Below are 20,015 nucleotides of genomic sequence, written 5' to 3'. Positions count from 1 at the left end.
GTATGCCCCCGCCGGGGCGTGAAGCCGACAGCCGTCGCACCCCAGGGAGTCACCCCATGGCCTCGTCCACCCTGCCCACCGCCAGCCCGGCGCAGCGCATCGCCGCCTTCCGCGAGGCGATCGGCTCGCGCGTCGTCGTCGCCGACGGCGGTATGGGCACCATGCTCCAGGCGGCGGACCCCACGCTGGAGGACTTCCAGAACCTCGAGGGGTGCAACGAGATCCTCAACGTCACCCGCCCCGACATCGTGCGCTCGGTCCACGCCGAGTACTTCGCGGCCGGCGTGGACTGCGTCGAGACCAACACCTTCGGCGCCAACCACGCCGCGCTCGGCGAGTACGACATCCCCGAGCGCGTCCACGAACTGTCGGAGGCGGGCGCCCGGGTCGCCCGCGAGGCCGCGGACCAGTTCGCCGCCGAGGACGGCCGGCTGCGCTGGGTGCTCGGCTCCATGGGGCCGGGCACCAAGCTCCCCACCCTGGGACACGCCCCCTACGGCCTGCTGCGCGACGCCTACGAGCGCAACGCCGACGGCCTGCTCGCCGGGGGCGCCGACGCCCTGCTGGTGGAGACCACCCAGGATCTGCTGCAGACCAAGGCCGCCGTGATCGGCGCGCGGCGCGCACTCACCGCCGCCGGCTCCCAGGCGCCGCTCATCGTCTCCGTCACCGTCGAGACGACCGGCACCATGCTGCTCGGCTCCGAGATCGGTGCCGCTCTGACCGCGCTGGAGCCCCTCGGCATCGACATGATCGGGATGAACTGCGCGACCGGCCCCGCCGAGATGAGCGAGCACCTGCGGTACCTCGCGCAGCACGCGCGGGTCCCGCTGGCCTGCATGCCCAACGCGGGGCTGCCCGTCCTCGGACGCGACGGCGCCCACTACCCCCTCACCGCGCCCGAGCTCGCGGACGCCCAGGAGACGTTCGTCAACGACTTCGGCCTCTCACTCATCGGAGGCTGCTGCGGCACCACCCCGGAGCACATGCGCCAGGTCGTCGAGCGGGTCCGCGGCCTGACCCCGGCCGAGCGCGAGCCCCGGCCCGAGCCCGGCGCGGCCTCGCTCTACCAGACCGTGCCCTTCCAGCAGGACGCCTCCTACCTCGCCATCGGCGAGCGGACCAACGCCAACGGCTCCCGGAAGTTCCGCGAGGCGATGCTGGAGGCGCGCTGGGACGACTGCGTGGAACTGGCCCGCGAGCAGATCCGCGAGGGCGCCCACTTCCTGGACCTGTGCGTCGACTACGTCGGCCGGGACGGCGCCGCCGACATGGCCGTGCTCGCCGGCCGGCTCGCCACCGCCTCCACCCTGCCGATCGTGCTGGACTCCACCGAGGTGGAGGTCATCCGCACCGGCCTGGAGCACCTCGGCGGCCGTGCCGTCATCAACTCGGTCAACTACGAGGACGGCGACGGGCCCCACTCCCGGTTCGCCCGCATCACCGAGCTCGCCGCCGAACACGGCGCCGCACTGATCGCGCTCACCATCGACGAGGAGGGCCAGGCCCGGACCGCCGAGAAGAAGGTCGAGATCGCCGAACGGCTCATCGCCGACCTCACGGGGAACTGGGGCATCGAGGAGTCGGACATCCTCATCGACTGCCTGACCTTCACCATCTGTACCGGCCAGGAGGAGTCCCGCGGCGACGGCGTCGCCACCATCGAGGCCATCCGCGAACTCAAGCGCCGCCACCCCCGGGTGCAGACCACCCTCGGCCTCTCCAACATCTCCTTCGGGCTCAACCCCGCCGCCCGCATGGTGCTGAACTCCGTCTTCCTCGACGAGTGCGTCAAGGCCGGGCTGGACTCGGCCATCGTCCACGCCGCCAAGATCGTTCCGATCGCCCGGCTCGCCGAGGAGGAGGCAGCGGTCGCGCTCGACCTCATCCACGACCGGCGCCGTGAGGGGTACGACCCGCTGCAGCGGCTGCTGGAGCTCTTCGACGGCGTCGACGCCAAGTCGGTGCGCGCCGGGCGGGCCGAGGAGCTGGCCGCGCTCCCGCTGGAGGAGCGGCTGCGCCGCCGCATCATCGAGGGCGAGCGCAACGGGCTCGAGGCCGACCTGGAGGAGGCGCTCACCGAGCGGCCCGCCCTGGAGATCGTCAACGAGACCCTGCTGGCCGGGATGAAGACCGTCGGCGAGCTGTTCGGCTCCGGCCAGATGCAGCTCCCCTTCGTCCTCCAGTCCGCCGAGGTGATGAAGACCGCGGTCGCCCACCTCGAACCGCACATGGAGAAGACCGACGAGGACGGCAAGGGCACCATCGTGCTCGCCACCGTCCGCGGCGACGTCCACGACATCGGCAAGAACCTCGTGGACATCATCCTCTCCAACAACGGCTACAACGTCGTCAACCTCGGCATCAAGCAGCCGGTCAACGCCATCCTGGAAGCGGCCGCCGAGCACCGCGCCGACGTCATCGGGATGTCAGGCCTCCTCGTGAAGTCCACCGTGATCATGAAGGAGAACCTGGAGGAGCTGAACGCCCGGGGCATGGCGGCCGACTACCCCGTCATCCTCGGGGGCGCCGCCCTGACTCGCGCCTACGTCGAGCAGGACCTCCACGAGATCTACGACGGCGAGGTCCGCTACGCCCGCGACGCCTTCGAGGGGCTGCGGCTCATGGACGCGCTGATCGGGGTCAAGCGCGGCGTGCCCGGCGTGACCCTCCCCGAGCTGAAGCAGCGCCGGGTGCCGGCCCGCACCGCGCCGCGACCCGCCGAGGCGGAGGCAGCCCCGGTCGTGCCCCGCTCGGCGACCGCCACCGACGTGCCCGTCCCCGCCGCGCCCTTCACCGGCACCCGCATCGTCAAGGGCATCGCACTCAAGGAGTACGCCTCCTGGCTGGACGAGGACGCCCTGTTCAAGGGGCAGTGGGGGCTCAAGGGCAGCCGCACCGGCGACGGCCCCGACTACCAGGAGCTGCTGGAGTCCGAGGGCCGGCCCCGGCTGCGCGGCTGGCTGGACCGTCTCCACACCGACAACCTGCTGGAGGCGGCCGTCGTCCACGGCTACTTCCCCTGCCACGCCGACGGCGACGACCTGGTGATCCTCGACGAGGACGGTCGCGAGCGGACCCGGTTCACCTTCCCCCGGCAGAGCCGCGGCCGGAACCTGTGCCTCGCGGACTTCTTCCGGCCCAAGGAGAGCGGGGAACTGGACGTCGTCGGGCTCCAGGTCGTCACGGTCGGCTCCCGGATCGGGGAGGCGACGGGCGAGCTGTTCGCGGCGGACGCCTACCGCGACTACCTGGAGCTGCACGGCCTGTCGGTCCAGCTCGCCGAGGCGCTCGCCGAGTACTGGCACGCCCGCGTCCGGCAGGAGCTCGGTATCGACAGCGGTGACCCCGCGGAGCTGTCGGGGATGTTCCGCACCGAGTACCAGGGCTGCCGCTACTCGCTCGGCTACCCCGCCTGCCCGAACCTGGAGGACCGCGCCAAGATCGCCGAACTGCTCCAGCCGGAGCGGATCGGGGTCAAGCTCTCCGAGGAGTTCCAGCTGCACCCGGAGCAGTCGACCGACGCCATCGTGCTCCACCACCCGGAGGCCAACTACTTCAACGCCCGCTGACGCCGGCGGCGCCGTCCCCCGTTCGCCGCGCAGCGGCTGCCCGCGGCGCGGGGTGCGGCGTACACTGACCGGTCCGGACCCGGCCGGTCGCCGCCCCCGCACGCGGGGGTGACGACCGGCCTTCCCTTCCCCCGGAGGTGCACGCGGATGACGACGTTCCTCCCCACGACGGACGGCCCCGGCGGCACCCCCGCCCCCCGGGCGGTCCTGCTCGACATGGACGGCACCCTGGTCGACACCGAGAACCTGTGGTGGGACGCAGAGGTCGCCGTCTTCGCCGGTCTCGGCCACGCCCTCGCCGACCACCACCGCGCCGTCGTCAGCGGCGGGCCCATGGGGCGCGTCGGCCGCCACCTGATCGAGGCCACCGGCGCCGCGATCACCCTCGAGGAACTCGGCCCGCTCATCAACGCCGCCTTCCTGACGCGGCTCGGCGACGGCTTCGAGCTCATGCCCGGCGCCCGGCGGCTGCTCGACGAACTGGCCGGCCAGGGGGTGCCCACCGCCCTGGTCTCCGCCTCCGACCGGGCGGTGGTCGACGTGGTCAGCACCGTGCTGGGCCGGGAGTCCTTCACGCTCACCGTCGCCGGGAACGACCTGCGCCGCAACAAGCCGCACCCGGACCCCTACCTCGCCGCGGCCCGCGGTCTCGGCGTGGCACCCGAGGAATGCGTGGCGGTCGAGGACACCCTGACCGGCGTGGCCGCCGCGGAGGCGGCCGGCTGCCAGGTCGTGGTGGTGCCGTCCGTGGTGCCGATCCCGCCCGCGCACCGCCGCAGCGTCGTCGCCTCACTCACCGAGGTCGACCTGCGCTACCTGCGCGGGCTGTGGCCGACCGCCCGGGCGGGTGAACCCGCCGGACCGCTCTGAGGCCGCGCCGGGCCCACGCGGTCGGGAGCGGCCGCACGGTCAGCGCCCGGGGCGGACCAGCCCGCTCTCGTAGGCGTAGACCGCGGCCTGCACGCGATCCCGCAGCCCCAGCTTGGTCAGCACGTGCCCGACATGGGTCTTCACCGTGGTCTCGCTGACGAACAGCTCCGCCGCGATCTCGGCGTTGGACATGCCCCGGGCCACCAACCGCAGCACCTCCAGCTCGCGCTCGGTCAGCGTGCTCAGCGTCTCCGGCAGCTGCTCCTCCCCGGCGGGCAGCTTTCCGGCGTACTGGTCGAGCAGCCGCCGGGTGATGCTCGGCGCCAGCATCGCCTCGCCGGCGGCGACCACCCGGATCGCCTGCACGAGCTCGGCGGCGGGCGCGTCCTTCAGCAGGAATCCGCTCGCCCCCGCGCGCAGCGCCTCCACCACGTACTCGTCGAGATCGAAGGTGGTCAGCACCAGCACCTTCACCGGGCCGTCCTTCGCCGGGCCCGTGATGCGGCGCGTCGCCTCGACGCCGTCCATCCGCGGCATCCGGATGTCCATCAGCACGACATCGGGCTGCAGCGTCCGGACCTGCTCCAGCGCCTGCTGACCGTCACCGGCCTCGCCGACGACCGCGAGGTCGCCCTCCGCCTCCAGGATCATGCGGAAACCGGTGCGCAGCAGGGGCTGGTCGTCGACCAGCAGCACACGAATGGGCACGGGCGCTCCTCACGGGACGGGTGAACCTGCCCCATTCTCGCTCACGCACCGTCCGGCGCCTGCCGACCCCCGTCGGCGGAGGCGTCCGCCGACGGGCGGCCCGCGCCGGGAGCCGCGGGGGCGCCCGCGTCCACCAACGGCAGCGTGTCCTGGACCAGCAGCGGATAGGGCGGGGGAGTGCCGCCGAACTCGGGACAGATCGACCGGTAGCTGCACCAGCCGCAGAGCTTGGTGCGGCGGGGCCGCCAGTCGCCGGTCTCCGTCGCCTCCCGGATCGCCTCCCACAGCGCGAGCAGCTTGCGCTCCACCGCGCGGAGGTCCTCCTCCACCGGGTCGTAGTGGCGGACGTCGCCGCTGCCCAGATAGACCAGTTGCAGCCGCCGCGGGAGGACGCCCTTGAGCCGCCAGACCACCAGGGCGTAGAAGGTCATCTGGAACAGCGCGTCGCCGGCGTACTCCGGACGGGGGGCCTTGCCCGTCTTGTAGTCGACGATGCGCACCTCGCCGGTCGGCGCGATGTCCACCCGGTCGATGACGCCGCGCAGCCGCAGCCCCGAGTCGAGCTTGGTCTCCACCCACATCTCGCGCTCGGCGGGCTCCAGCCGGGTCGGGTCCTCCAGGGTGAACCAGCGCTCGACCAGTTCCTCGGCGTCGGTGAGCCAGCGCGCCAGCCGCGCGGCGGCCTCCGGGCCGGCGCCGACGCCGGCGACCGGGCCACCCTCGGGCGCGGCGGCCGAGGCGTCCGCACCATCCGCCGGAGCGGCGGCGCCGGCGGATGGCTCGGCCGGCTCGTCGGCGAAGAGCGCCGCCAGCTCCGGTCGGCGGGCCAGCAGCCGCTCCCACTCCTGCACCACCATCGCCCGGGCGCGGCGGGCGGTGCGCTGCCCCGCGGGCGCGTCGAAGACCCGTTCCAGCACGGCGTGCACGACGGTCCCGCGCGTGGCCGCCGGGCTGGGCTCCTCCGGCAGCCGGTCGATCACCCGGAAGCGGTACAGCAGCGGACACTGCATGAAGTCCGCCGCGCGGGACGGCGAGAGCGAGGCGGTACGCGGTGCGGGTGACGCTTCCATGTGCAGAACCCTACGACCCGCCACCGACACCCGGCGCAATACCATCGTCATGACGGGCCCGGCGCGGCATGATCGTGCCGATCACCGCGCGCGCGGCGGTCCGGCGGACCGGCCGCCCGCGCCGGGCGACGCCCGGCGGGAACGCACCCGGGCCGTCGTCGCCACCGCGCGCGGACAGGCGTCGAGAACACAGGACAAGGGGACACCGTGGGAGAGGCGGACCGGCCGGAAGCCGGCGGCTCGGGGAAGAAGCGCCCCGGCGGCGGGGGCGGCATCCTGATGGGCCGCATCTTCAAGGTCCCCGTGTACGTGGCGCCCAGCTGGTTCCTCGTCGCCGCGCTCATCACCTGGTTCTTCGGCAACCAGCTGGAGCGGATCATCCCCGGCATCGGCGGCACCCGCTACCTCGTCGCGCTGTTCTTCGCCGTCGCCTTCTACGCCTCCGTGCTGGTGCACGAACTCGCCCACACCGTGGCGGCGTTGCGGTTCGGACTGCCGGTGCGCCGCATCCAGCTCCAGTTCTTCGGCGGGGTCTCCGAGATCGAGAAGGACTCCCCGACCCCGGGACGCGAGTTCGTGCTGGCCTTCGTCGGGCCGCTGCTCTCCCTGGTGCTGGCCGCGGTCTTCTGGCTCGGGATGCTCGTCACCGAGCGGGGCACCGTACCCGGCGTGCTCGTCGCCGGGCTGATGCTCTCCAACCTCATCGTCGCCGTCTTCAACCTGCTGCCGGGGATGCCGCTGGACGGCGGGCGGATGCTGCGCGCCGTCGTGTGGAAGATCTCCGGCCGGCCGATGACCGGCACCGTCGTCGCCGCCTGGGCGGGGCGCGCCCTCGCCGTCGCGGTCCTCATCGGGTTCCCGCTGGTCACCCACACCGGCGTCCTGGTGGAGCGGCAGTCCTTCACCGGCGTCGACTCGCTCACCGACGGCCTGCTCGCCGCGGTCCTCGCCGCGATCATCTGGACCGGCGCCGGCAACAGCCTCCGCATGGCCCGGCTGCGCGAGCGGCTCCCCGGGCTGACCGCCACCGCGCTGACCCGCCGCGCCGTACCGGTACCGGCCGACGCCCCGCTCTCGGAGGCGCTGCGCCGCGCCAACGACGCCGGCGCGCGCGCCCTGGTCGTGGTGGAGCCCGACGGCACGCCCCGCGCCGTCGTCCGCGAGTCCGCCATCGCCGCCGTCCCCGACCACCGGCGCCCCTGGGAGCCGGTCGGCGGGCTGGCCCAGGACATCTCGGAGGGGACCCGCATCCGCACCGACCTGGGCGGCGAGGCGCTGCTCACCCACCTCCGCGACCACCCCGCCTCGGAGTACCTGGTGGTCGAGCCGACCGGCGAGATCTACGGCGTGCTCGCCACCTCCGACGTCGAACGGGCCTTCGTGGCCGCGATGTCCGGAGGCGGACGGCCCTCGGGCCGCTGACCGGCGCCGGCGGGCGGGCCCCTCGATTAGGGCCCGTCACGCGGCTGGACTAGGCTGCTCCCCATGTCCGAACCGACCGGTGCCGCCCGCCGACGCGGGCCCTTCAGGGTCGGGGACCAGGTACAGCTCACCGACCCCAAGGGCCGCCACTACACCTTCACGCTCGAAGCCGGGAAGAGCTTCCACACCCACAAGGGTGCCTTCCCGCACGACGAGCTGATCGGTGCCCCCGAGGGGACCGTCGTCCGCACCACCGGCAAGGTCGACTACCTCGCGCTGCGCCCGCTCCTCACCGACTTCGTCCTGTCCATGCCCCGCGGGGCCGCCGTGGTCTACCCCAAGGACGCGGGGCAGATCCTGGCGATGGCCGACATCTTCGCCGGCGCGCGGGTGGTGGAGGCGGGTGTGGGATCGGGATCGCTCTCCACCTTCCTGCTGCGCGCCGTCGGCGATCACGGCATGCTGCACTCCTACGAGCGCCGCGCCGACTTCGCCGACATCGCCAAGGGCAACGTGGAGCGCTACTTCGGCGGACCGCACCCGGCCTGGCAGCTGACGGTGGGCGACCTCCAGGACAACCTCAGCGACACCGAGGTCGACCGGGTCGTCCTGGACATGCTCGCCCCCTGGGAGTGCCTGGACGCCGTTTCCAAGGCGCTGGTGCCCGGCGGCATCCTGTGCGCCTACGTCGCCACCACGACGCAGCTGTCCCGGACGGTGGAGACCATCCGCGAGCACGGCACCTTCAACGAGCCGTCGGCCTGGGAGACCATGGTCCGCACCTGGCACGTCGAGGGTCTCGCGGTCCGCCCCGACCACCGCATGATCGGCCACACCGGCTTCCTCCTCACCGCCCGCCGTCTGGCCGACGGCGTCGAGCCGCCGCGCCGGCGCCGCCGCCCCGCGCCCGGCGCCTACGGCGAGGACTACACCGGCCCCGGCAGCGGCCGCGCCTGACCGACAACGCACCGACGACATCGCGCCGTTCCACCCGAGCCGGGTGGAACGGCGCACCCGTCGGAGCCGGGCCCGGGCGGCCCTTCATCACGCGCCGAGGGTGTGGCACGATGCACAGCATCCCGCCCGCCGCGCTCCGTGGCGCTTCCTCCCTGGAGACCTCAGCGTGCAGTCCCCGGCCGATCCCGGACTCCCGCACACCCGTGCCCGCGCCGTCCACTGGCTGGCCACTGCGGCGGCGGTGGCCGCGGTCGCGGCGGTCGCCGCCCTCGTGCAGCCCGAAGGAGCGACGGCCCGTCCCGGGGACCCGCTTCCGCAGGCGACCGGCGGTCCCGATCCGCGCACGGTGGACTACCCCCTGGAGTGCGGCCCGCACGGAGCCGCGGTGACCCACAGCGCCCAGGTCGACCTCGACGGCGACGGCCGCACCGAGACCGTCGCCGCCGTGCGCTGCGACGCCGGCGGCGGCACGCCGCCGCACGGGCTCTACCTGCTGACTGCGCGGGCCGACGGCGCGGTGGCGGTCGCCGAGACGCTGGTGGACCCGGCGGAGGGCATGATCGTCGAGGAACTGACCGCGGGCGACGGCGAATTGCGGGCCGTACTGCTCGCCTACTCCTCGCCGGACGTTCCCCGCAGCCACCCGGACCTCCACGGCGAGGCGACCTGGAACTGGCGCGACGGGCGGCTGGTCGTCGACCAGGCGGCACCGCCGGCGCCCCCGTTCCCCACCTGAGCGGCCGGGCGGCGGCTCAGTCCGCGTCGGGGCCGTACACCTCGGTACCGTCGGCGACCCGCCGCACGTGGATGCAGTCGCCCGGGCAGTCCTTCGCCGACTCCACGACGTCCCGCAGCAGCGGGAGCGGCACCGGCGCGGTCGCGCCGGGCTCCGTCAGCAGATCGGCCTCCTCGCCGGCGGCCACCGGCGGCTTGACGTAGGCGAGGCCGTCGATGTCCAGCTCGAACACCTCGGGTGCGTACTGGGCGCAGATCCCGTCGCCCGTACAGAGCTCCTGGTCGATCCAGACCTCGAGTTCGTCGGCGGCCGTGTGCTGCGCGCTCATCCCACCCACCGTTTCCCGGGCGCCCTGGCTGTCGCCGGGCGGGTCCGCTCGATCCTGTCCGTCATGCCACACCCTCCCCGCGCCGTTCGACGGGTAATCGCACGCCTTTCCGCGGCGGACGGTCCTGCCGGGCCGTCACCGCCGCGACCTGCGCCTCCCGGTCCCGGCACCGCCCGGAGGCGGCGCGCGGCGGAACCCGGTGGGGGTGTCGGCCACCCCCGACTCTACCGCTGCCCGCTTTCCGGGGCCCCCGGGTGGGTATCCCCCAGGCGACAGGGAGCGCGCACGAGTGAAGATCGGACACGCCTCGATGGTCTTCTTGATCGAAGAGGTTTCGACCGACACTGGTCCAGGTAGGGTCTGGAAGCGTCCAGCTCCCTTTGGAGGAGGTGAGGACCGTGGCATCCCACGAAGACGAGACCAACCACGGCGTCCGCCCCGGTCGGGGGTCTCAGGACCCGGCCCGGCAGGTCGCCGATCTAGAGCAGGAGATCACCGTCCTGCGCCGGAAACTCGCCGATTCCCCGCGGCACACCCGTGCCCTGGAGGAGCGAGTTGTCGAGTTGCAGACCAGTCTGGCCGGGGTGACCTCCCAGAACGAACGTCTGGCGACCACGCTCCGGGAGGCACGCGACCAGATCGTGGCGCTGAAGGAGGAGGTCGACCGGCTCGCCCAGCCGCCGGCGGGCTTCGGGGTCTTCCTTCAGCCCAACGACGACGACACGGCCGACATCTTCACCGGCGGCCGCAAACTCCGGGTCAACGTCAGCCCGGGCGTCGAGCTCAAGGAGCTCAAGCGCGGCCAGGAGGTGATGCTCAACGAGGCGCTCAACATCGTCGAGGCGATGGAGTTCGAGCGCGCCGGTGACATCGTCACCCTCAAGGAGGTGCTGGAGGACGGCGAGCGCGCGCTCGTCGTCGGCCACACCGACGAGGAGCGCGTGGTCCGGATCGCCGAGCCGCTGCTCGACGTGACCCTCCGCGCCGGCGACGCGCTGCTGCTGGAGTCGCGTTCCGGCTACGTCTACGAGGTCGTCCCCAAGAGCGAGGTCGAGGAGCTCGTCCTCGAAGAGGTCCCCGACATCGACTACGCGAAGATCGGCGGCCTCGGCAACCAGATCGAGCTGATCCGCGACGCGGTCGAGCTCCCCTATCTCCACCCCGACCTCTTCCGCGAGCACGAGCTGCGTCCGCCCAAGGGCGTGCTGCTCTACGGCCCGCCCGGCTGCGGCAAGACCCTGATCGCCAAGGCGGTGGCCAACTCCCTGGCCAAGAAGGTCGCAGAGGTCACCGGGCAACCCGCGGGCAAGAGCTTCTTCCTGAACATCAAGGGCCCGGAACTGCTCAACAAGTACGTCGGCGAGACCGAGCGGCACATCCGCCTGGTCTTCCAGCGGGCCCGGGAGAAGGCGAGCGAGGGCACCCCCGTCATCGTCTTCTTCGACGAGATGGACTCCCTGTTCCGCACCCGCGGTTCCGGCGTCAGCTCGGACGTGGAGAACACCATCGTCCCGCAGCTGCTCTCCGAGATCGACGGCGTGGAGGGGCTGGAGAACGTCATCGTCATCGGCGCCTCCAACCGCGAGGACATGATCGACCCGGCGATCCTGCGGCCCGGCCGACTGGACGTCAAGATCAAGATCGAGCGGCCGGACGCCGAGGCGGCCAAGGACATCTTCTCCAAGTACCTCACCGCACGGCTGCCGATCCACACCGACGACCTCGCCGAGCACCACGACAGCCGCGAGGCCGCCGTGGACGGCATGATCCAGACGGTCGTGGAGCAGATGTACGCCGAGACGGAGGAGAACCGCTTCCTGGAGGTCACCTACGCCAACGGTGACAAGGAGGTCCTGTACTTCAAGGACTTCAACTCCGGCGCGATGATCCAGAACATCGTCGACCGGGCCAAGAAGATGGCCATCAAGGCGTTCCTGGACCAGGACCAGAAGGGTCTGCGCGTCTCCCACCTCATCGCCGCCTGCGTCGACGAGTTCAAGGAGAACGAGGACCTCCCCAACACCACCAACCCCGACGACTGGGCCCGCATCTCCGGCAAGAAGGGCGAGCGGATCGTCTTCATCCGCACCCTCGTCACGGGGAAGCAGGGCGCCGACACGGGCCGTTCCATCGACACCGTGGCCAATACCGGACAGTACCTGTAAGGGCACCGCCCGGCTGCGGGCACGTGGGTGATGCGCCCGCGTGTCCCGCAGCCGGGCGTTTTTCTCAGACAGCCCGCGCGAAACCGCCTGTGACCTCCCCATCGCCGCCCGTGGCGCCTAGGCTCGGGCACGAGGTGGCCGGTCCGGGCGGCCCCCGCCGGGCAAGGAGGGCCGCATGACAGTACGGCGCGTGATGGGCATCGAGACGGAGTACGGCGTGTCCGTTCCGGGGCACCCGAACGCCAACGCCATGCTCACCTCGTCCCAGGTGGTGAACGCCTACGCGGCGGCCATGCACCGCGCCCGCCGGGCGCGGTGGGACTTCGAGGAGGAGAACCCGCTGCGGGACGCGCGCGGGTTCGACCTGGCACGGGACACCGCCGACGCCAGTCAGCTCACCGACGAGGACATCGGCCTGGCCAACGTCATCCTCACCAACGGCGCGCGGCTCTACGTCGACCACGCACACCCCGAGTACAGCGCCCCCGAGACGATCGGCCCGCGGGACGCCACGCTGTGGGACAAGGCGGGGGAGCGGATCATGGCGGAGGCCGCGCGGCGGGCCGCCGAGGTCCCCGGCGCACGGCCCATCCAGCTCTACAAGAACAACACCGACAACAAGGGCGCCTCGTACGGCACGCACGAGAACTACCTGATGCGGCGCGAGACGCCGTTCGCCGACATCGTCCGCCACCTGACCCCGTTCTTCGTCTCCCGCCAGGTGGTGACCGGCTCCGGCCGGGTGGGGCTCGGGCAGGACGGCTCGGAGCACGGGTTCCAGATCAGCCAGCGCGCCGACTTCTTCGAGGTCGAGGTGGGGCTGGAGACCACGCTCAAGCGGCCCATCATCAACACCCGGGACGAGCCGCACGCCGACGCGGACCGGTACCGCCGACTCCACGTGATCATCGGGGACGCCAACCTCTCCGAGATCTCGACCTACCTGAAGCTCGGCACCACCTCCCTGGTGCTCTCGATGATCGAGGACGGCTTCATCGCCGTCGACCTCGCCGTGGACCAGCCGGTCCGCACCCTGCACCGGGTCAGCCATGACCCGGGGCTGCGCGGGCTGATCACGCTGCGCAGCGGCCGGACCCTGACCGCGGTGCAGCTCCAGATGGAGTACTTCGAGCTGGCACGCAAGTACGTCGAGGAGCGCTGGGGGGCGGACGCCGACCCCGAGACCCGGGACGTGCTCACCCGCTGGGAGGACGTGCTGACACGGCTGGAGAGCGACCCGGCGAGCCTCGCGGACCAGTTGGACTGGGTCGCCAAGCGGGAGCTGCTGGAGGGCTACCGCCGCCGGGACGGGCTGGACTGGGACGCCGCCCGGCTGCACCTGGTCGACCTCCAGTACAGCGACGTCCGGCCCGAGAAGGGGCTGTACAACCGGCTGGTCGCCCGCGACCGGTTGCAGCGGCTCTTCTCGGATGCCGAGGTCGCCCGGGCCGTGGCGCACCCGCCCGAGAACACCCGTGCCTACTTCCGCGGCCGCTGCCTGGACCAGTACGCCGACGATGTCGCCGCCGCCTCCTGGGACTCGGTCATCTTCGACCTGCCCGGGCGCGAGTCGCTCCAGCGCGTGCCCACCATGGACCCGCTGCGCGGCACCCGGGAGCACGTCGGGGGACTGCTGGACCGCTGCGACACCGCCCAGGAACTGGTCCGTGCGCTCGCGGGAGGCTGAAACGCCCCGCGGAGGGGCATGATCGGGAACGGACCGGCCGGCGCCCGCGCCGCACCGGCCGAGAAGAAGCCGAAGTCAGTACCCGGCGGTAGGGTCTGAATCCGGAGCACGACGCAGTCGAGCGGCGAACTGAGCGGGGTGAGGCAGATGGCGACCAAGGACACCGGCGGCGGTCAGCAGAAGGCATCGCGCGCCACGGAGGAGACCGAGGAGCAGAGCGCTTCGACGGAGTCCTCCGACGAACTCAAGGAGCGTCAGGAAGAGCTGACCGAGGACGTCGACTCCGTCCTGGACGAGATCGACGAGGTCCTGGAGTCGAACGCCGAGGACTTCGTCCGCGGCTTCGTGCAGAAGGGCGGCGAGTAACGCCGCCGCCCGCCCCCGCCGGGGGCGGGCGCGGTGGGGGCGGGGCACCGCCCCGTCCCCACCGGCAGATCATGTGGATCACGGTCCCGGCGCGGGTAGGGTCCGTTGCGTACTCTGCTCCGGTTCGACGCCGCGCCGTCCGCACAGGGCCCCGCGCCCGGCGGGAGCGGCGCGCCGGCTCCAATCTGGAAGGACATCAGTGGCAGCCAACTCCCACGACCAGGGCCGGCTCCCGGCGCCGTACCTCACCCCGGGTTCCTCCTCGTTCATGGACTTCCTGTCCACGCACGCGCCGGAGCAACTGCCCGGCAGTCGCCCGCTTCCCTCGGTGCAGGGCGCGGTGCAGGCACCGCACGGCACCACCATCGTCGCCGTCGCGTTCCCCGGCGGGGTCGTGCTGGCCGGCGACCGGCGGGCCACCATGGGCAACATGATCGCCCAGCGGGACATCGAGAAGGTGTTCCCGGCCGACGAGTACTCGGCGGTGGGCATCGCCGGCACCGCCGGTCTCGCGGTGGAGATGGTGCGTCTGTTCCAGCTGGAGCTGGAGCACTTCGAGAAGGTCGAGGGCGACACCCTCTCGCTGGAGGGCAAGGCCAACCGGCTGTCGACGATGATCCGCGGCAATCTCGGCATGGCCATGCAGGGGCTCGCCGTGGTCCCGCTGTTCGCCGGGTACGACACCGACCGCGCCGTCGGTCGCATCTTCTCCTACGACGTCACCGGCGGCCGTTCCGAGGAGTACGGCTTCGCGGCCGTCGGTTCGGGCTCGGTCTTCGCCCGCGGCTCGCTGAAGAAGCTGCACCGTGCGGACCTGACGGAGGAACAGGCGGCGACCGTGGCGGTGCAGGCGCTGTACGACGCGGCCGACGACGACTCCGCCACCGGTGGCCCGGACGTGGCGCGCCGCATCTACCCGGTGGTCGCGGTCATCGCCGAGAGCGGCTACCGCCGTCTCGACGAGGACGAGGTGACCACGGTGGCGCGCAGCGTCCTGGACGGTCGGCTCCAGCTGCCCAACGGGCCGCTGGCCCCGCTGGTCTAGGCCGCCTCCGTGGCAGAGAAGGCAGCCCCGGGGCATCGGACGCCCCCGGGCGCAGGAGCAGAGGAAGGGACCGACAGCCGGTGACGACACCGTTCTATGTCTCGCCCCAGCAGGCGATGGCCGACCGCGCGGAGTACGCCCGCAAAGGCATCGCGCGCGGGCGCGGCCTGGTGGTGCTCCAGTACGCGGACGGCATCGTCTTCGTGGCGGAGAACCCCTCCCGGGCCCTGCACAAGGTCAGTGAGATCTACGACCGCATCGGGTTCGCGGCGACGGGCAAGTACAACGAGTACGAGAACCTCCGCATCGGCGGGGTGCGCTACGCCGACCTGCGGGGCTACACCTACGACCGGGCGGACGTCACCGCCCGCGGCCTCGCCAACGTCTACGCCCAGACACTGGGGACCATCTTCTCCAGCGCGGGGGAGAAGCCGTACGAGGTCGAGCTGATCGTCGCCGAGGTGGGGGACGCCCCGGAGGACGACCAGATCTACCGGCTGCCGCACGACGGCTCCATCATCGACGAGCACGGCTCGGTCGCGGTCGGCGGGAACGCCGACCAGATCAGCGCCTACCTCGACCAGCGCCACGAGGACGGCATGACGCTGGGCGCCGCCCTGCGGCTGGCCGTCCAGGCGCTCGGGCGGGACGGCAACGGCGGGGAGCGGTCGCTGACGGGCGATCAGCTGGAGGTCGCGGTGCTGGACCGCACCCGGCCGCAGCGCCGCAAGTTCAAGCGGGTGCTGGGCCGCCGGCTGTCCGAGCTCCTGGAGCCGGCGGCGGGCTCCGGCGGCGGCGCCGGGGAGTCGGACGGCGCGGACTCCGACGCGAAGGGGTCCGGCTCGAAGACCTCCGACGCGAAGGACTCCGCCGGGAAGACCGCCGAGGGGAAGGACTCCGACGCGAAGGAGTCCGGCTCGAAGGACGGCTCCGAGGACTGAGGCGGTCCGCCCCGGGGCGGTGGCCGGTCAGCGACCGGACGCCGCCCCGGGGACGTGCGGCGGCGCCGCGGTCGAACCGCGGCACACCAGCTCCACCGGGAGCAGGGTGTTGCCCGCCTCACGTCCCCCGAGCACGCTCAGCAGTGCGGTGAGCCCCGCCGCGCCCATCTCCTCGGCAGGCAGCCGCACGGTGGTGAGCTCCGGCTCCACGGCGGCGGCCAGCACCAGGTCGTCGATGCCGGTGACCGAGAGGTCCTGCGGCACCCGGAGGCCCATCCGGCGTGCCGCCTTGCACGCCCCGGCGGCGAGAACGTCGTCGTCGCAGACCAGGGCGGTGGGCCGGGGTGAGGCACGCAGCGCCCGTTCGGCGGCCGCCGTGGCCTCGCGGACGGTCAGCCCCGAGTGCTCGGTGGCGACCAGCCGCGCGGACCCGGCGCCGGCCAGCGACTCGGCCAGGACCCGGGCGCGGGCATGGAAGGTCCAGGTGTCCACCGCTGCCGCGAGGTGGCCGACGTCGCGGTGGCCGAGCCGGAGCAGATGGGCGCAGACCTGCCGCATGCCGTCGGCGATGTCCGGGTTGACCGTCGCCACCGCGGGCGCCAGCCCCGGCTCGCTGTCGAGCATCACCAGCGGCAGACCGCCGTCGCGCAGGCCGGTCAGCGCCTCGGCAGCCATCGAGGAGGCGATCACCCCGTCCACCGTCGCGCTGGCGGAGGCGAACGGGTCGGGGGCGGGCCCGACCCCGCCGGGCGAGGGGTACAGGACGACGCCGATGTCGTGCTCGGCCGCCATCCGCGCCGCTCCGGAATGGACACGCGCGAAGAACTCGGTGGTCAGCGCGGGCACCACCAGCAGCGCGGTGCGCCGCTGCCCGAGCCGCAGCGACCGGGCGGCGAGGTTCGGGCGGTAGCCCAGTGCCCGCGCGGCCTCACGGACCGACTCCGCGCGGCCGGGGGAGACCCTGCCGTGCCAGCGGTCGCGCAGCACCAGCGAGACGGTGGCCTGGGAGACCCCCGCCCGGTCGGCGACATCGCGGCTGGTGGGCCGGTTCGGGCGGTCGTTCGCGCCGCCGTCGGCAGGACCGGCGCCTCTGGCGCGGCTCACCGTCGGCCGCCCCCGGTCTGTCTCGGGCCCGGCCGCCGCGGTGGGCGGTGCCGAGCCGGGTCACGTCCGTCGACTTGCGTCACTGCCACTCCCGTTCCGTGCGGGCACGAGCCCGGTGGTCCCGGCGCCGGTTCTCCGGTGCTCGGCGCCCGGCCGCACCCCCGCGGTCTGTCCACGGTGCGGACCAGTCTGTCAGGAGGCGGTCGAGAACCACGGGTCGTACGTATAATCACGGCGGTTATACGTAGTACCTCGACATGTCGAAGGTCCCGCTCCGGGGCACGGCCGGTCGGGGGGCGGGCACCGGACGAGACGAGGGAGTGGGACCGGGCATGGCGACGGGCTACATCGAACTGCTGCGGATGCCGCACGCGAGCAGGCTGATCACCGCGACGCTGGTGGGGCGGCTGCCCTACGCGACGGCGCCGCTGGCGATCGTCATCTTCGCGCGCTCGGAGGGGGCCTCCTACACGCTGGCCGGCGCACTCGCGGCGCTCTACGGGCTGGCCACCGCCGTCGGGCAGCCCTGGCTCGGCCGCCTCGCCGACGTCCACGGGCAGCCGCGCGTGATGCTGCCCTCCGCCGTGGTCTCCGCCGTCGCGATGATTGCGCTGGCGGCGGTCGCCGTCGACCCGGTGCTGCCGGCGGCGCTGGCCATCGTGGTGGCCGGTGTGGCGACCCCGCCGCTGGAGGGCGGGCTGCGCGCCCTGTGGCCCTCCGTGCTCAAGCGCCAGGACCGCGTGCACCGGGCCTACGCGCTGGACGCGGTTGCGCAGGAGGTGATGTTCGCCGTCGGCCCGCTGGTGGTCATGGTGCTGGTGGCGGCGTGGTCCCCGGCCGGGGCGCTGCTCGTGGTCAACGTCCTCGGTGTCCTGGGGGCTCTGGCAGTGGTGACCTCCGTGCCCTCGCGCGACTGGCGCAGCGAGCCCCGTGAGGCCCACTGGCTCGGCGCCCTCCGCTCCTCCGGGATGCTGGTCCTGCTCGGCGCGTTCCTCTTCGTCGGCATCTCCCTCGGCTCCATCTCGGTGGCCGCCGTCGCCTACGCGGAGAACGCGGGCGACGAGCTGATCTCGACCTACCTGCTCTCCGCCCTCGGCGCCGGCGCCCTGGTCGGTGGCCTCTGGTACGGCGCCCGGACCTGGACGGGCGAGCCCGAGCGGCGGCTCGTCGTGCTGGTCGCCGCCCTCGCCGCCGGCTATCTGCCCCTGGTGCTCGCTCCGGAGTCGGTCCTGGCGATGACCCTGCTGGCGGGTGCCTCCGGCCTGTTCCTGGCACCCGTCCTCGCCTGCGCCTTCGTGGTCATCGACCGCCACGCCCCGACCGGCACCGTCACCGAGGCGTTCTCCTGGCTGGTGACCGTCTTCGGGGTGGGCGTGGCCGGCGGGACCGCGGTCGTGGGCCCGATCCTCGAGGAGGTCGGGGTCGCCGCCGGCTTCGGCGTGGCAGGGGTGGGCGGGATCGCGGCGCTGCTGGTGCTGCTGTCCACCCGCCGGGTGCTGGCCGCGCGGCCGGTGCGCGCCGGGGAGGTCGCGGTCTCGCCGGCCGCTGCCGCGGTGGAACCGGTCCCGGGGAGCGGCACCGCCGGAAAATGATCGCAACGCCGCGCCGAACCCGGTTTGGGAGGGCCCCCGCGGGCGTACTGTTCACACATGGACCGCCGAATCTTCGGGCTCGAGAACGAGTACGGCGTCACCTGCACATTCCGTGGCCAGCGTCGGCTGTCCCCGGACGAGGTGGCGCGGTACCTCTTCCGCCGCGTCGTGTCATGGGGCCGCAGCAGCAACGTCTTCCTGCGCAACGGCGCCCGGTTGTACCTGGACGTCGGATCGCACCCCGAGTACGCCACACCGGAGTGCGACAACGTCACCGAACTCATCACCCACGACAAGGCGGGCGAACGCATCCTGGAGGGGCTGCTCGTCGACGCCGAGCGCAGGCTCCACGAGGAGGGCATCGCCGGCGACGTCTACCTGTTCAAGAACAACACCGACTCCGCGGGCAACAGCTACGGCTGCCACGAGAACTATCTCGTCGGCCGCCACGGCGAGTTCTCGCGGCTTGCGGACGTCCTCATCCCCTTCCTCGTGACGCGGCAGCTGATCTGCGGCGCGGGGAAGGTCCTCCAGACGCCGCGCGGCGCGGTCTTCTGCGTCAGCCAGCGTGCCGAGCACATCTGGGAGGGCGTCAGCTCCGCGACCACGCGTTCCCGGCCCATCATCAACACCCGTGACGAGCCGCACGCCGACGCGGAGCGCTACCGGCGCCTCCACGTCATCGTCGGCGACTCCAACATGTCCGAGACCACGATGCTGCTCAAGGTCGGCGCCACCGACCTGGTGCTGCGGATGATCGAGGCCGGCACCGTCATGCGCGACCTCACGCTGGAGAACCCGATCCGGGCCATCCGCGAGGTCAGCCACGACCTCACCGGCCGCCGCAAGGTGCGGCTGGCCACGGGGCGCGAGGCCTCCGCGCTGGAGATCCAGCAGGAGTACTACGAGAAGGCGCTGGACTTCTGCGAGCGGCGCGGAATCCGCAGCGGCATCACCGAGCAGGTGCTGGAGCTCTGGGGTCGCACGCTGGAGGCGGTGCGCGAGGAGGACCTCGACCGCGTCGCCACCGAGATCGACTGGGTCATGAAGTACCAGCTCATCGAGCGGTACCGCGCCAAGCACGACATGTCGATGTCCAACCCGCGGGTCGCGCAGATAGACCTCGCCTACCACGACATCCACCGGCGGCGCGGCCTCTACTACCTGCTGGAGCGCAAGGGCCAGGCGAAGCGGGTCTGCAACGACCTGCTGGTCTTCCAGGGCAAGTCCGTCCCGCCCCAGACGACCCGGGCGCGGCTGCGCGGCGACTTCATCCGCCGCGCACAGGAACAGCGCAGGGATTTCACGGTCGACTGGGTGCACCTCAAGCTCAACGACCAGGCGCAGCGCACGGTGCTGTGCAAGGACCCCTTCCGCTCGGTGGACGAGCGCGTGGAGAAGCTGATCGCGGGCATGTGAGCCCCGGCCCCGCCGCCCCGCACGGGCGGCGGG

The 20,015-nt window shown here is 72.6% G+C and carries 16 protein-coding genes; 12 read left to right on the top strand and 4 right to left on the bottom strand.

Annotated elements, in window-relative coordinates:
* Positions 1-56: 56 nt before the first annotated feature.
* On the top strand, positions 57-3,572 hold the full coding sequence (metH, locus tag HCN52_RS06960) for a methionine synthase (RefSeq protein WP_168087477.1): 3,516 nt from the start codon (positions 57-59) through the stop codon (positions 3,570-3,572).
* A gap of 147 nt (positions 3,573-3,719) precedes the next feature.
* Positions 3,720-4,442, top strand: coding sequence for an HAD family hydrolase (locus HCN52_RS06955; RefSeq protein WP_168087476.1), 723 nt, complete (start codon positions 3,720-3,722; stop codon positions 4,440-4,442).
* 39 nt (positions 4,443-4,481) lie between these two features.
* Here the strand turns inward: HCN52_RS06955 and HCN52_RS06950 are convergent, their stop codons facing one another.
* Entirely contained in the window at positions 4,482-5,150 is a 669-nt protein-coding gene (locus HCN52_RS06950; protein WP_167971165.1) for a response regulator, read from the bottom strand.
* 41 nt (positions 5,151-5,191) lie between these two features.
* The gene (locus HCN52_RS06945; RefSeq protein WP_245174927.1) at positions 5,192-6,220 is read right to left on the bottom strand and encodes a RecB family exonuclease; all 1,029 of its coding nucleotides are present in this window, start codon (positions 6,218-6,220) and stop codon (positions 5,192-5,194) included.
* Positions 6,221-6,427: 207 nt separating this feature from the next.
* Between HCN52_RS06945 and HCN52_RS06940 the strand changes: the two genes are divergently transcribed.
* The 3 genes from HCN52_RS06940 (at position 6,428) to HCN52_RS06930 (ending at position 9,335) form a co-directional block, all read left to right on the top strand.
* Positions 6,428-7,642, top strand: coding sequence for a site-2 protease family protein (locus HCN52_RS06940; protein WP_312876584.1), 1,215 nt, complete (start codon positions 6,428-6,430; stop codon positions 7,640-7,642).
* A 63-nt stretch (positions 7,643-7,705) separates the two neighbouring features.
* Positions 7,706-8,599 carry a tRNA (adenine-N1)-methyltransferase gene (locus HCN52_RS06935; RefSeq protein ID WP_168087475.1) on the top strand — a complete coding sequence of 298 codons (894 nt, stop codon included), beginning with the start codon at positions 7,706-7,708 and terminating at the stop codon, positions 8,597-8,599.
* Between the two features lie 166 nt (positions 8,600-8,765).
* Positions 8,766-9,335: a hypothetical protein gene (locus tag HCN52_RS06930; protein WP_168087474.1), complete on the top strand. Its 570-nt coding sequence runs from the start codon at positions 8,766-8,768 to the stop codon at positions 9,333-9,335.
* Positions 9,336-9,351: 16 nt separating this feature from the next.
* Here HCN52_RS06930 and HCN52_RS06925 read toward each other — a convergent pair whose 3' ends face one another.
* Positions 9,352-9,663 (bottom strand): ferredoxin, encoded by a 312-nt coding sequence (locus HCN52_RS06925; protein ID WP_168087473.1) that lies wholly within the window; start codon positions 9,661-9,663, stop codon positions 9,352-9,354.
* Positions 9,664-10,061: 398 nt separating this feature from the next.
* Between HCN52_RS06925 and arc the strand changes: the two genes are divergently transcribed.
* The 5 genes from arc to prcA all read left to right on the top strand — a co-directional run bounded on the left by arc (position 10,062) and on the right by prcA (position 15,867).
* On the top strand, positions 10,062-11,828 hold the full coding sequence (gene arc, locus HCN52_RS06920) for a proteasome ATPase (protein ID WP_168087472.1): 1,767 nt from the start codon (positions 10,062-10,064) through the stop codon (positions 11,826-11,828).
* Between the two features lie 175 nt (positions 11,829-12,003).
* Complete coding sequence (dop, locus tag HCN52_RS06915) at positions 12,004-13,515, top strand: depupylase/deamidase Dop (protein ID WP_168087471.1); 1,512 nt, start codon at positions 12,004-12,006, stop codon at positions 13,513-13,515.
* A 147-nt stretch (positions 13,516-13,662) separates the two neighbouring features.
* The gene (locus HCN52_RS06910) at positions 13,663-13,881 is read left to right on the top strand and encodes a ubiquitin-like protein Pup (RefSeq protein ID WP_168087470.1); all 219 of its coding nucleotides are present in this window, start codon (positions 13,663-13,665) and stop codon (positions 13,879-13,881) included.
* A 199-nt stretch (positions 13,882-14,080) separates the two neighbouring features.
* A complete protein-coding gene (prcB, locus tag HCN52_RS06905; protein ID WP_168087469.1) occupies positions 14,081-14,926 on the top strand; it encodes a proteasome subunit beta in 846 nt (281 codons plus the stop codon).
* 80 nt (positions 14,927-15,006) lie between these two features.
* The gene (gene prcA / locus HCN52_RS06900; RefSeq protein WP_168087468.1) at positions 15,007-15,867 is read left to right on the top strand and encodes a proteasome subunit alpha; all 861 of its coding nucleotides are present in this window, start codon (positions 15,007-15,009) and stop codon (positions 15,865-15,867) included.
* Between the two features lie 27 nt (positions 15,868-15,894).
* Here the strand turns inward: prcA and HCN52_RS06895 are convergent, their stop codons facing one another.
* The gene (locus HCN52_RS06895) at positions 15,895-16,971 is read right to left on the bottom strand and encodes a LacI family DNA-binding transcriptional regulator (protein ID WP_168087467.1); all 1,077 of its coding nucleotides are present in this window, start codon (positions 16,969-16,971) and stop codon (positions 15,895-15,897) included.
* A gap of 332 nt (positions 16,972-17,303) precedes the next feature.
* On the opposite strand from HCN52_RS06895, the gene HCN52_RS06890 reads away from it, so the two are divergent.
* Both HCN52_RS06890 and pafA read left to right on the top strand, forming a co-directional pair.
* Positions 17,304-18,563 (top strand): MFS transporter, encoded by a 1,260-nt coding sequence (locus HCN52_RS06890; protein ID WP_168087466.1) that lies wholly within the window; start codon positions 17,304-17,306, stop codon positions 18,561-18,563.
* A 57-nt stretch (positions 18,564-18,620) separates the two neighbouring features.
* A complete protein-coding gene (gene pafA / locus HCN52_RS06885; protein ID WP_167970369.1) occupies positions 18,621-19,982 on the top strand; it encodes a Pup--protein ligase in 1,362 nt (453 codons plus the stop codon).
* The last annotated feature ends 33 nt before the right edge of the window (positions 19,983-20,015 follow it).

It is taken from the genome of Streptomyces bohaiensis (assembly GCF_012033785.1).
GTDB classification, from domain to species: domain Bacteria; phylum Actinomycetota; class Actinomycetes; order Streptomycetales; family Streptomycetaceae; genus Streptomyces; species Streptomyces bohaiensis.
The sequence above is the reverse complement of the archived record's forward strand: the minus strand, read 5'-3'. Positions and strand labels throughout refer to the sequence as shown.